This window comes from Massilia luteola (genome assembly GCF_034420155.1).
Classification (GTDB): Bacteria; Pseudomonadota; Gammaproteobacteria; order Burkholderiales; family Burkholderiaceae_D; genus Telluria; species Telluria luteola.
In genome coordinates this window covers 481,463-493,990 of record NZ_JAXOFN010000001.1, presented here as the reverse complement: position 1 = coordinate 493,990, position 12,528 = coordinate 481,463, and the positions used below count along the sequence as shown (strand labels likewise).

General features: G+C 68.0%; 13 protein-coding genes. 11 read left to right on the top strand and 2 right to left on the bottom strand.

Annotation, left to right across the window (positions count from 1 at the left end):
* Positions 1–58: 58 nt before the first annotated feature.
* Both U9J41_RS02255 and U9J41_RS02250 read left to right on the top strand, forming a co-directional pair.
* A complete protein-coding gene (locus U9J41_RS02255) occupies positions 59–694 on the top strand; it encodes a phosphohydrolase (RefSeq protein ID WP_322399959.1) in 636 nt (211 codons plus the stop codon).
* A complete protein-coding gene (locus U9J41_RS02250; protein WP_425259912.1) occupies positions 694–1,515 on the top strand; it encodes an SIR2 family NAD-dependent protein deacylase in 822 nt (273 codons plus the stop codon). The genes U9J41_RS02255 and U9J41_RS02250 overlap by 1 nt, the downstream gene beginning before the upstream one ends.
* 380 nt (positions 1,516–1,895) lie before the next feature.
* On the opposite strand, the gene U9J41_RS02245 is transcribed toward U9J41_RS02250, so the two are convergent.
* On the bottom strand, positions 1,896–4,028 hold the full coding sequence (locus tag U9J41_RS02245; protein ID WP_322399957.1) for an ATP-dependent helicase: 2,133 nt from the start codon (positions 4,026–4,028) through the stop codon (positions 1,896–1,898).
* 386 nt (positions 4,029–4,414) lie between these two features.
* Complete coding sequence (locus U9J41_RS02240) at positions 4,415–4,633, bottom strand: hypothetical protein (RefSeq protein ID WP_322399956.1); 219 nt, start codon at positions 4,631–4,633, stop codon at positions 4,415–4,417.
* Positions 4,634–4,823: 190 nt separating this feature from the next.
* On the opposite strand from U9J41_RS02240, the gene U9J41_RS02235 reads away from it, so the two are divergent.
* The 9 genes from U9J41_RS02235 to U9J41_RS02195 all read left to right on the top strand — a co-directional run bounded on the left by U9J41_RS02235 (position 4,824) and on the right by U9J41_RS02195 (position 12,515).
* Positions 4,824–5,000 carry a hypothetical protein gene (locus U9J41_RS02235; protein ID WP_322399955.1) on the top strand — a complete coding sequence of 59 codons (177 nt, stop codon included), beginning with the start codon at positions 4,824–4,826 and terminating at the stop codon, positions 4,998–5,000.
* A 78-nt stretch (positions 5,001–5,078) separates the two neighbouring features.
* The gene (locus U9J41_RS02230) at positions 5,079–5,723 is read left to right on the top strand and encodes a chromate transporter (protein ID WP_322399954.1); all 645 of its coding nucleotides are present in this window, start codon (positions 5,079–5,081) and stop codon (positions 5,721–5,723) included.
* Positions 5,720–6,361, top strand: coding sequence for a chromate transporter (locus tag U9J41_RS02225; RefSeq protein ID WP_322399953.1), 642 nt, complete (start codon positions 5,720–5,722; stop codon positions 6,359–6,361). The genes U9J41_RS02230 and U9J41_RS02225 overlap by 4 nt, the downstream gene beginning before the upstream one ends.
* Before the next feature lie 74 nt (positions 6,362–6,435).
* Positions 6,436–7,278: an S-formylglutathione hydrolase gene (gene fghA, locus U9J41_RS02220; protein ID WP_322399952.1), complete on the top strand. Its 843-nt coding sequence runs from the start codon at positions 6,436–6,438 to the stop codon at positions 7,276–7,278.
* A gap of 257 nt (positions 7,279–7,535) precedes the next feature.
* Positions 7,536–8,003, top strand: a complete 468-nt coding sequence (locus U9J41_RS02215) for an Hsp20/alpha crystallin family protein (RefSeq protein WP_322399951.1) — start codon at positions 7,536–7,538, stop codon at positions 8,001–8,003.
* Positions 8,004–8,113: 110 nt separating this feature from the next.
* Positions 8,114–8,833, top strand: a complete 720-nt coding sequence (locus U9J41_RS02210; protein ID WP_322399950.1) for a phosphoribosyltransferase — start codon at positions 8,114–8,116, stop codon at positions 8,831–8,833.
* A complete protein-coding gene (locus tag U9J41_RS02205; RefSeq protein WP_322399949.1) occupies positions 8,805–10,004 on the top strand; it encodes an SRPBCC family protein in 1,200 nt (399 codons plus the stop codon). Before U9J41_RS02210 ends, U9J41_RS02205 begins: the two co-directional genes overlap by 29 nt.
* A gap of 7 nt (positions 10,005–10,011) precedes the next feature.
* Positions 10,012–11,343 (top strand): erythromycin esterase family protein, encoded by a 1,332-nt coding sequence (locus U9J41_RS02200; RefSeq protein ID WP_322399948.1) that lies wholly within the window; start codon positions 10,012–10,014, stop codon positions 11,341–11,343.
* Positions 11,344–11,531: 188 nt separating this feature from the next.
* A complete protein-coding gene (locus U9J41_RS02195) occupies positions 11,532–12,515 on the top strand; it encodes a CsgG/HfaB family protein (protein ID WP_322399947.1) in 984 nt (327 codons plus the stop codon).
* Positions 12,516–12,528: the final 13 nt, after the last annotated feature.

Genomic DNA, 12,528 nt, shown 5'->3' with positions numbered 1-12,528 from the left:
CTGTGTTCGGCCACGTCAATCCGGCCGGGGCCGGCCGCGGGCCGTGTAGAATCTGGCCATGACCTCCGACATGCGCGCCTGGGTACGTATGCCGTCCGGCAAACGACTCGACCTGTTGAATCCGACTCCGTTCGACTGGGACGACAGCGACCTTGCCCTCGGCCTGGCCCGCACCTACCGCTGGGGCGGACATTCGGCCTGGCCGCTGCCGCTGTCCGTGGCCCAGCACTCGATCGCCGTCATGCTGTTGCGGCGCGCGGCGGCGCCGGCCCCGCTGGCGCCCGTCCTCGAACTGCGCGAACTGCTGCACGACGCGGAGGAAGGCCTGCTCGGCTTCGACGCCGTCGCGCCCATCAAGCCCTTCCTCGGCGACGGTTTCCGGGCGCTCACCCGCCGGCTCGAACAGGCCGTCTTCCTGCGCTACCGCCTGCCCGCCTGGACGCCGGCCGAACACCGGTTGCACAAGCGGGCCGACCGCCTGGCCGCCGCCAGCGAGGCCGTGCACGTGGCCGGCTGGTCGGAGCGGGAAGTGCGCACCACGCTCAAGATCCGCTCGCCCGTGCTGGAACGCGATCCGCTGGTGGACGTCTACGGCTGCCCGCCCTGGGAACCGTGGTCGCCGGGCCTGGCCGCGCAACGCTTCCTGGGCGAACTGGAACATCTGCAACGACGGATCGACGCAGGCGACGCATGATGCCGGACCATGATGCCGCCCTCGCCCGGGCCGCCGCGCTGCTGCGCGCCGCGGACGGCCTGCTGATCGGCGCCGGCGCCGGCATCGGCGTCGATTCCGGCCTGCCCGATTTCCGCGGCGACCACGGCTTCTGCCGCGCCTATCCGCCGCTCGCCGCCGCCGGCATCCGCTTCGTCGAGATCGCGAATCCGCACAGCTTCGACACGCATCCGGCACTGGCCTGGGGCTTCTACGGCCACCGCCTCGCCCTGTACCGGAACACGGTCCCGCACGCGGGCTTCGCGGTCCTGCGCGACATCGGCGCGCGCTTGCCGCACGGGGCATTCGTCTTCACGAGCAATGTCGACGGCCAGTTCCAGCGCGCGGGCTTCGGCGACGAGGCGCTCGTCGAATGCCATGGGTCGATTCACCACCTGCAATGCACGCGCCCGTGCGGCGACGCCATCTGGCCGGCCGGCGCCGTCGATCCCGTCGTCGATCCGTCAACCTGCCTGATGGCCCCGCCGCTGCCGCGCTGCCCCCGCTGCGGCGCGTTGGCGCGGCCGAACATCCTGATGTTCGGCGACGGCCGCTGGCTGGACGCGCGCACGCAAGACCAGTTCGCCCGTTTCGGACGCTGGCGCGCGCGGGTGCGCAAGCTCGTCGTCATCGAACTCGGCGCCGGCACGGACGTGCCTTCGGTGCGGCGCATGTGCGAGGGCCAGGACGCGCCGCTGATCCGCATCAATCCGCGCGAGCCGCATGTCGGTCCGGATCAGGGTGCCGGCATCGCGCTGGGCGCGCTGGAGGCCTTGCTTACCCTTCGCGCATTGCTGGATTGATGCACACGCCGGGTAATGTTTGCCCGCGCAAATGGGTCCTTGGCGGCGCGAAAATACTCGACGTCGTATCAACTCAATGACCTAAGATATTGATTCGACGGGATTAATTTTAATATCCACAAGAAATGTGGATAACTGTGTGGACAAGCGCCTCTTGACAAGCCGGAAGCGCAGTATTGGTGCGGGTTTCAACAAACTGCCCGTTGAACAGGCAAAAATGAATCCCATTAAAATCAATGACTTACGGTTGCCCGTGTTTTAAGCAAGAACTGGAACCGGGGCAAATTCCTACAAAACCGCCGCGGCGGGGATAACTTGGCCGCGCTGTTCCGCTTCTGTCCACTTTTCCTGTCATCTTGCCGTCATTTTCGCCCGGCGCGTCATTTCCAGGCATTGCGGGCGCGGTCGCGCACGAGCATCCGCACGCTGTCCGGCATCGGCTTGCGGGTTTGCAACGTATCGGCATTCGTCCAGACACATTCCTCGAAATGCTTGAGCATGACGGGCGTCACGAAGCGCGTCCGCTGCGCGTACACGTGGCGGTCGCCCATCTGCGCCTGCTGCTTGATGAAGAAGCGGTTCGGGACGACGAGGTGCAGGTGTTCCTTGGCCCGCGTCATGGCGACGTACAGCAGGCGGCGCTCTTCCTCGATGTCCTCGGCGCTCCCGGTCGCCATGTCGGACGGGATGCAGCCGTCGACGACGTTCAGCACGTGCACGGCCTTCCACTCCTGGCCCTTGGCCGAGTGGATCGTCGACAGGATCAGGTAATCCTCGTCCAGCAGCGGCGGACCGGCGCGGTCGCTCGTCGCTTCCGGCGGGTCGAGCGTCAGTTCGGTGAGGAAGTTTTCGCGCGAGCCGTAGCCTCCAGCCAGTTGCACGAGCTGGTCGAGGTCGGCGGCGCGGACGGCCGCGTCGTCATGCAGGCGTTCCAGATGCGGCGCATACCAGTCCCGGACGAGTTCCACGTCCAGCGGCCAGCGCAGGCCGGTCGTGCGCAGGGTGCGGAACAGCGCCGTGAACTGTTTCCACTCCCCTTGCGCGCGCGCCGGCGCGGGAAACGCGTCGACGGCCGCGACGGGCTCGGCCGCCTGCGCCACCGCGTCCAGGAAACGGGCGGCCGTCGCCGGACCGATGCCGGGAATCAGCTGGACGACCCGGAAGCCCGCCACGCGCCCCGCCGGATTCTGGGCGAAGCGCAGCATGGCGAGCACGTCCTTGATATGGGCCGCTTCCAGGAATTTGAGGCCGCCGAATTTGACGAACGGCACGTTGCGCCGCACCAGTTCCAGTTCCAGCGCCGCGCTGTGGCTGGCGGCGCGGAACAGCACGGCCTGCTGCGTGAGCTTGATGCCCGCCTCGCGCTGCTCCAGCACGCGGTTGCAGACCCAGCGCGCCTGCTCGGCCTCGTCCGGGATCAGCACCAGTTGCGGCTTGGCGGTCGCGACCTTGTCGGTCCACAGCGTCTTGGCATGGCGCTCCAGCGCGGCGCCGATGACGGCATTCGACGCGTCGAGGATCGGCTGCGTGGACCGGTAGTTGCGGTCCAGCGTGATCACGCGGGCGGGCTGCGCGAACTGCTGCGGGAAATCGAGGATGTTGCGCACCGTCGCGCCGCGGAACGAATAGATCGATTGCGCATCGTCGCCGACGACCATCACGCCGCGCCCGTCCGGCTTCATGCCCTGCAGGATCGCGGCCTGGAGCCGGTTCGTGTCCTGGTATTCGTCGACGAGCACGTGATCGAACAGCGCGCCCAACGCCGGCCCGAGCTCCGGGTCGGACGCCATCTCGGCCCAGAACAGCAACAGGTCGTCATAGTCGAGCACGTTCTGCTCCTGCTTGGCGTCGACGTAGGCGCCGAACAGGCGCTTGAGCTGCTCTTCCCATTCGCCACACCAAGGAAAGGTCGACTGCAGCACGTCGGCGAGCGGCTCGCGGCTGTTGACGACGCGCGAATACACCGCCAGGCACGTGCCCTTGAGCGGAAAGCGCTTCTGGCCGGACGCGGCGCCCAGGCCGACCTCTTGCCGCACCAGGCCCATCAGGTCTTCGGAATCCGCGCGGTCGTGGATGGTGAACGAGGCCTCCAGGCCGATCCGTCCGGCGTACTCGCGCAGCAGGCGCGCGCCGATGCTGTGGAAGGTGCCGGCCCACGGCAGGCTGCCCACGGCCGCCGACGACGTGCCCAGCACGCGCTGCAGCACGCCGGCGGCGCGCTGGCCCATCTCGCCCGCGGCGCGGCGCGAAAAGGTCAGCAGCAGGATGCGCTGCGGATCGCCGCCCGCCAGGATCAGCTTCGCGACCCGGTGCGCCAGCGTATTCGTCTTGCCCGAGCCGGCGCCCGCAACCACGAGCAGCGGCCGCACCGGGTCCGCGCCCACGTCGTGCTCGACGGCAGCCAGTTGTTCGGGGTTCAGACCGGCGAACGGATCGGCGGGCGCGGATGGCCTCGAAACAGGCGTGGCACCGGGGATGGCGGCGGCGGGGATGGCGGTGGCGGCGGTGGACATGGCGGTTGAGCGTTGATGCTCAACTGTACATTTGTCCAGTATCTAAATGCAAGCGGCTTGATGTCGATGTAGCAAAACCACGTCAATGTCGCCGGCAAAAAAGAAAGCGGGCGTACGGCTCGGCGGCCGCGCCCGCTCTACTTGCCTGATTATCAAAGCTTGCTCAGATATCCACAAAATCTGTGCATAAGGTTGTGGAAAAACACCCTCTTGACATGCCAAAACCGAGCCAGAATGCGGGTTTCAACAATTTGCCCGTTGCGTGGGCAAAACTCAACCGTCGCAAAATCAATGGCTTACGCGGTAAATCGTAAACATAAATCAAAACAATATGCAAGATGAAAAGAAAGGACATATCGTGCATAACTGTCCTGGCGCCGACTCCCTTACCTGCACCACGAGCGCCTGCGGCCCGGCTCCGTCAGCACGCGTTCGATGACATCGTTGCCGACGTTTTGCGAACGCATGTATTCCACGGCCGACATCGTATTGCTGCGCTGCTGGAGCGCAATGCCCAGGTCGACGATGTCCGTCTGCTGGGCATCGCGTCGCTGATAGGGGACGGTCGCCTGACCGTCTTCGAGCTCGGGGGAGTGTTGGTTCATCGCAGTTCCTGACTTTGATGGATTGAAAGGGATTGCCGCCTAACGAGTATTTCCCAGCTTCAGCCAAAGTCAAGCTTATTTTTTAATCTTCGTGGTATGCCCTGCGCCCGCACCTCGCCCCCGCGCCGTGCGCCGCCCGCTCGCCGCTGCGCCTAGAATGGCCTAGTCATCCAACCATCACGAGGAATCCATGAGCGCCATGCCCGATCCCGACCTGAAACCCGGCGACGAAGCCGAACCCGGCACGCCCGGCGCAGGCGAAGACCTGTGCGAAACGTGCGGCGGCAGCGGCAAGCTGGCCAACGGCAAGACCTGTCCCGAATGCGAAGGGACGGGACGCGTGATGCGGGGCATCGGCGGCGGCTGATGCCGGCCGCGATCGCGCTCGCCCGCGCGGCGCCGATCCGCCATGGACAGGCCCGGGCGGCGGCGCGATAATCCGGAGATGAACGCGCCCCGCTCCAATAGTTCCAATAGTTCCGATGGTTTCAATAGTCGCGATACCCCCGATCGTTCCGCCGGCGCCGCCCTGCCCGACCGTCCCCATCCCCGCTCGCTCACCGACCTGTTCGTTTCCTTCACCCTGCTGGCCCTGCAGGGCTTCGGCGGCGTACTGGCCATCGTCCAGCGCGAACTGGTCGACCGCAAGGGCTGGCTGACCCAGGAGGAATTCATCGAAGACTGGGCCGTCGCCCAGATCATGCCCGGACCGAACGTCGTCAACCTGTCCCTGATGATCGGCGGCCGCTATTTCGGCATCGCCGGCGCACTCGCCGCGCTGGCCGGACTGCTGGCCGTGCCGCTCGTGCTCGTCCTCGGGCTCGTGGTACTGCACGACCGCTTCGCCGCCAGCCCCGTCGTGGCGGGCGCGCTGCACGGCATGGCCGCCGTCTGTGCCGGCCTGATCGGCGCGGCGGGCCTGCGCCCGGTGAGCGCGCTGAAGAAAAGTCCGATGCCGCTGTCGTGGTGCGTGGCCATCAGCGCGGCCGGCTTCGTCCTCGTGGCGCTCCTCAAGTGGCCGCTCGCCTGGGTGCTGTTCGGCCTCGGCGGCATGGGCTGCGTTCTCACCTACCGCCGCCTGAAAGCATGAGCGCGCCCCTGCACCTCACGCTGGACTGGGCCGACTGGCTCAACCTGTTCGGCCATTTCCTCACCCTGTCGATGATGTCCGTCGGCGGGGCCATCTCGACATCGTCCGAGATGCACCGCTTCCTCGTCGACCAACATCACTGGCTAACCCAGGAACAGTTCAACCAGTCCATCGCGCTGGCGCAAGCCGCCCCCGGGCCGAACGTCCTGTTCGTCGCCCTGATGGGGTGGCACGTCGGCATGAACGCCGGCAGCACGGGCGCCGCCCTGTTCGGCGTCCTCGTGACGATGGTCGGCATCATGACGCCCTCCACGATCATCACCTACACGGCGGCCCGCTGGGGCCATCGCAACCGCGACCTGCGCGCCGTCCGCGCCTTCAAGCAGGGCATGGCGCCCATCGTCATCGCCCTGCTGCTGTCGACGGCCTGGATCATGGCCAGTTCCGCCGCCGCCGTGGCGCCGCCCGCCGCGGACGGCGGCGCCAACGCCAGCGCCGACGCCGCGCGCGGGGTCCTGGCGCACTGGCCCCTGTGGCTCACGGTCATCGTCAGCGGCCTGGTCATCTGGCGCACGCGCATCCACCTGCTGTGGCTGCTGGCCGCGGGCGCCGTGCTGGGGGCCCTCGGCCTGATCTGACGCGCATTGGCAACGAGGGCGCCGACCGGGCATACTTGCGTTTTTGATCATCCACACTTCCGACGGACCGCGCCATGCCCGAACTCCTCAGCGAACACATTTGTTTCGACGGCGTCCAACGCTTCTACAAATACGATTCCGCCGCCATCGGATTGCCGATGCGTTTTTCCGTGTACCTGCCGCCCGGCGCGCACGGCAAGCGCCTGCCCGTGCTGTTCTATCTCGCCGGCCTGACCTGCACCGAAGAGACCTTCATGACCAAGGCCGGCGCCCAGCGCGTGGCGGCGCAGGAAGGCCTGGTCCTGGTCGCCCCCGACACGAGCCCGCGCGGCGCCGGCGTGCCGGGCGAGACGGACAGCTGGGACTTCGGCGCCGGCGCCGGCTTCTACGTGGACGCCACGCGCGAACCGTGGTCCACCCACTACCGCATGTACAGCCACATCCTCGAACTGCGCGAACTGGTGCTGGCCGAACTGCCGGCCGATCCCGCGCGCGTGGGCATCTTCGGCCACTCGATGGGCGGCCACGGCGCCCTGATGCTGGCGCTGCGCAATCCCGCCCTGTTCCGGTCCGTGTCGGCCTTCGCGCCCATCGCCGCGCCGTCCCGCTGCCCGTGGGGCGAAAAGGCGTTCGGCGGCTACCTCGGCCCCGACCGCGACACGTGGCGCGCCTACGATGCGACCGAGCTGATGGCGTGCGCCGACGCGCCTCCGTTCCCGAAAGGCATCCTGATCGACCAGGGCCTGGGCGATAAATTCCTGGCCGAGCAGTTGTACCCGGACGCCTTCGCGCAAGCCTGCCGCGCCGTCGGCCAGCCCCTCGACCTGCGCCGCCACCAGGGCTACGACCACGGCTATTACTTCATCTCGACCTTCGTCGACGACCACCTGCGCTTCCACCGCCGCAACCTCGGCTGACGCCGCCCCGGCCCACGTTCCGTCGCGTCATGCGGAACGACGCGGGCCACACTGTCATGGACCCGGGCGTATCCATAAAATTCCCCGTTTTTCCGCGCGTGCTGGCCGGGATCAAACGTCCCGTCCGGCCGCCCGCGCACGTATCGGGACGCCCCTTGCAAACCCGGTTCGCCCGCCCTATAAATGGGATTGGCGGCGTCCGGTGCGTCGCCGGACGCCATTCCTGAACGTCACTCTTATTACGAGGGAGGTCTATCATGAACCTGATCAGAAGAGGCGCGACGCCGCTCTCCACCTACCGTCCCGGCGCCATGGAAGACCAGTTCGGACGCCTGGTCGAAAACATGTTCCAGGATTTCTTCGCCCCGCTCGCCCAGGGCCGCTGGTCCGGCGACGACGTCGGCATGCCGCGCCTGGACGTCAGCGAGACGGAGAAAACCTTCGAGGTGAAGGCCGAGCTGCCGGGCGTCAAGAAGGACGACGTGCACGTCTCGATCGACGGCCAGCGCGTCACCATCGAGGGCGAGTGTCAGCAGGCAAACGAACAGCGCGAGGGCGAACAGGTGGTGTATTCTGAACGCTCGACGCGCAAGTACCAGCGCAGCTTCACGCTGCCCGCCGAGGTCGACGATGCCAGTGCCGAGGCCCGCCTCGAGGACGGCGTCCTGATGCTCTCGCTGCCCAAGAAACAGGGCGGCACGGCGCGCCAGCTGACGATCCAGTAAGCCGCAACGCGCGCGACGCGCGGACGTGGCCCGGCGGCCTGTTGGCCTGTCGGCCGCCCGCGGCCGCGCTCGCGCCGCCGCAATGCGGTGAACCTCAGGGACAGTGCACCATGGCCGACATCCGTCATTTCAAGGACCGCACCGAGGCGGGCCGCCTGCTGGCGAAGCGGCTCGGCGAGTACGCCCGGCGGCCGGATGCTGTCGTGCTGGCGCTGCCGCGCGGCGGCGTACCGGTCGGGTTCGCGATCGCACGGCGGCTCGGCATCGCCCTCGACATCCTCATCGTCCGCAAGCTCGGCATGCCGGGCCACGAGGAATTCGCGATGGGCGCGGTGGGCAGCGGCGGCGTGCGCGTGCTCCAGTCCGGCGTGCCCGGACTGATGGGCGTCAGCGCGCACGACGTCGACCTCGTCACGGCGCGCGAACTGGCCGAGCTGCGGCGGCGCGAGCGCGCTTACCGCGGCGGGCGGGCGCCGCTCGACCTCGCGGGGCGCAGCGCGATCCTCGTCGACGACGGGGTCGCCACGGGCTCCACGATGCTGGCCGCGATCGAAGTGGCGCGCCAGCTCGGGCCGCGCACGCTGGTGCTGGCGGTCCCCGTCGCGCCGCCCGACACGGCGGCCGCGCTCGCGGCGCGCGTCGACGACCTCGTCTGCCTGTCGACCCCGCCGCAATTCCGCTCGGTCGGCCAGTGGTACGACACGTTCGGACAGACCAGCGACGAGGAAGTGCAGGATTTGCTGGCCACCGCCTGGCACGACGAGGCGGCGGCCGGGGCCAGACCAACCGGAGGAGCGAATCATGAGACAAACGACCGACACAGGCTTTGACATCGCGAAATGGCTGGGCGGCGCCGCCGCCGGCGCCCTGCTGATGTATATGCTCGACCCCGACCGCGGCGGCGCGCGGCGCGCCCAATCGGCCGCGGCCGTGCGCAACGCCGGGTCGCGCACGTCCAGCGCGCTGGGCAATGTGTGGCACGGCGCGGGCGCGCGCATCGGCGCTGCGGCCGACAGCCTGCGCGACGGTGCGGCCGGCTTGGCGGACAACCTCCGGACGGACGGCGCGGCGTCCACGACGGGCTCGGCGCTCGAACGCATGGGCCGCGCCGCCAGCGACGCGCTCGATGCCGGTCTCGACAAGGCGAAGGACACCGTGGGCCATGCGGGCGACGCCGTCGAGACGGGCATGGACAAGGCCAAGCGTACATTCAGCCGAAGCGGCGTCGGCGTCGGGAACGGCAGCGCCAAGGCCGGCGACGCAATCGGGGAATCGGATGGCGCGGGCGGCCTGCGCGCGCGCATGCGCGACGCCCTGCAGGCGGGACCGGGCGGCGAATGGACACCGGCCGCGCGCAATTCCGCCCTGGCCGGCGGCGGCCTGCTGGCCCTGTACGCGCTGACGCGGCGCTCGCCGCTGGCCCTGCTGCTCGGCCTGGCCGGCGCCGCGCTGCTGGCGCGGGGTGCCGCCAACCAGCCCCTGGCGGGCATGCTGCGCGGGCGCGGCATGGGCCTGGACCAGACCATCGACTTCAGCAAGTCCATCCTCATCGACGCCGCGCCGGACGACGTGTACGACGTGTGGGCCAATTACGAGAATTTCCCGCACTTCATGTCCCACGTCGCCGAGGTGCGCGACCTCGGGCGCGGGCGCTCGCACTGGACCGTGCGCGGACCGGGCGGCAGCGAGTTCGAATGGAATTCCGTACTCACCGAGCAGGACCGGCCGCACCGCCTGGCCTGGCGCAGCGAAACCGGCGCCGAGATCCCGCAAAGCGGCTCGGTCCAGTTCGAACCGGAGCGCGGCGGCACCCTCGTCACCGTCCACATGTCGTACACGCCGCCGGCGGGCGTCCTCGGCCACGGCCTCGCGATGCTGCTCGGGTCCGATCCCAAGGCCCGGATGGACGACGACCTGGCGCGCATGAAGGCGTTCATCGAACGGGGCGCCGTGCCGCGCGACGCCGCGCGCCCGCGCACCGGCAGCCGCTGGCTGCACTGAGGACGCCATGGCCACCCCGCATGCCGTTGCCGCGATCCGCGCCGCCGCCCGCCCGCTGACGGGCGGCAAACGCGACTACGACGCCCTGCTCGACCTCGTCGGCGACGCGCGCTTCGTCCTGCTGGGCGAAGCGACGCACGGCACGCACGAGTTTTACGAGGAACGCGCGCGCATCACCCGGCGCCTGATCGAGGACAGGGGCTTCAACGCCGTGGCGGTCGAGGCCGACTGGCCGGACGCCTACCGCGTCAACCGCTACGTGCGCGGCCGCGGGGCCGACCGCGACGCCAACGAAGCATTGTCCGGCTTCCGGCGCTTCCCGAACTGGATGTGGCGGAACACCGACGTCGCCGCCTTCGTCGAATGGCTGCGCCACCACAATGCGCACGCGGCGGGCCCGCAGGTCGGCTTCTACGGGCTCGACCTGTACAGCATGTTCTCGTCGATCGAGGAAGTGCTGCGCTACCTCGACGAGGTCGATCCGAACGCGGCGCGCCAGGCCCGCGAACGCTATGCCTGCTTCGACCATTACCACGAGGACAGCCAGCATTACGGCTACACGGCGAGCCTCGACCTGTCCGCATCGTGCGAACAAGGCGTCCTCGAACAACTGAAGCAGCTGCAGCAACGTGCCGCCGACTATATGTACCGGGACGGCGACGAGGAAGCGTTCTTCTATGCCGAGCAGAACGCGCGGCTCGTCAAGAATGCCGAGGAATACTACCGGACCATGTTCCGGGGTCGCGTGTCGTCCTGGAACTTGCGCGACAGCCACATGGCAGAGACGCTGGATGCGCTGGCCCGCCACTTGTCGAAGGATGACGAACCCGCCAGCAAAATCATCGTCTGGGAACACAATTCCCACATCGGCGACGCACGCGCGACGGAGATGGGCGAGATGGGCGAGTGGAACGTCGGCGAACTGGCGCGCAAGGAATACGACGGGCAGGCGCGGCTGATCGGCTTTTCCACCTACGACGGCTTCGTCACGGCCGCATCCGAATGGGACGCGCCGGCCGAGCACAAGCGCGTCAGGCCGGGCATGCCGGGCAGCTACGAGGAATTGCTGCACGCGACGGGCATCCCGCGCTTCCTGCTGCCTCTGCGCGACGGCAACAATCGTGCGCGCGACACGATGCTCGAACGCAAGCTGGAACGCGCCATCGGCGTCATCTACCTGCCGCGCACGGAACGCCACAGCCATTATTTTGCGGCCGAAATGGCGCGCCAGTTCGATGCCGTGATCCACATCGACCACACGTCGGCCGTGCAGCCGCTCGATCCGGGTGGCGGCTGGCATGCGGACGAACCACCGGAGACCTATCCGACCGGTATCTAGGCCCGCCCCGCCCTTGTATCGACGATTGTGTATCCCGAGCGCGTCAATGTGAAAATTGGCGAGAATGCAACGGTCTGCACAATTGTAAAATGAACAAATGTCTTGCGCATGTCGCGCGCCGTCATCGTCATGAGACGGTCGCGCAACCACGCAATCGTTAACAGTCATTTGTTCACTCATCGAGGGTTATGAAACCAATCCGGGTATCGATCATTGCCGCCCTGCTCGCAGGCAGCGCCGGCCTGCACGCGCAGGAAACCAATTCCAACGTGGAACATTGCGACCGTCCGCTCGGCACGCTCGCGGTGACGGAAGCGCAGAGCGAGAGCGCGCATGCGCTGCAGAGCTATGGGCTGGGCTCGCCGGTTGCGCTGCTGCGCATCATGGTGCAGCAATCGAACTGCTTCCAGGTCGTCGAGCGCGGCGCCGCGATGGCCAACCTGCAGCAGGAACGCGCACTGGCCGCGAATGGCGAGACGCTGGCCGGCAGCAACGTCGGCAAGGGCCAGTTGCAGGCGGCGGATTTCGTGATGACGCCGAACGTGCAGTTCGCCGCCAACAACACGGGCGGCATCGGCGGCGCCATCTCGGACTACGGCGGGCGGCTGCTTGGCGGCCTGGGCCGCATCGCGGGCGGCATCGCCGGCAACCTGAAGTTCAAGGAAGCGCAGACCAGTCTGCTGATCGCGGATGTCCGTTCCGGCATCCAGGTCGCGGCGGAAGAAGGCGTCGCGACGAAGACCGACTTCGGCATTTCCGGCTGGAGCTGGGGCGGCGGCGATTACTCGCGCCTGGGCGGCTATACGAATACGCCGGAAGGCAAGATGGTTGCGGCCAGCCTGCTCGACAACTACAACCGCATCGTGCTCAAGATCCGCAACGAGCCCAGCCTGGTGCGCACGGCCAGCGCGGCCGGCAAGGCGAATGCACTGGCATCCACCCGCGAGGGCGTGCCGGTGTCGGCCGGCGCCAGCGTGTATGCGCGCCTCGCGACCGTCAAGGTGTACACGGAACCCCGCGCGGGCAGCAAGGTGATGGGGACGCTGAAGCGCGCGGAAGAAGCGATCGCCACCGGCGAAGAGCGCGACGGCTTCGTCAAGATCGACGGCGAAAACGTGTCGGGCGGCTGGGTCCAGCGGACGTTGGTCGCGACGCAGCCGGCACCGCAGTAAGCCGCGGTAACCC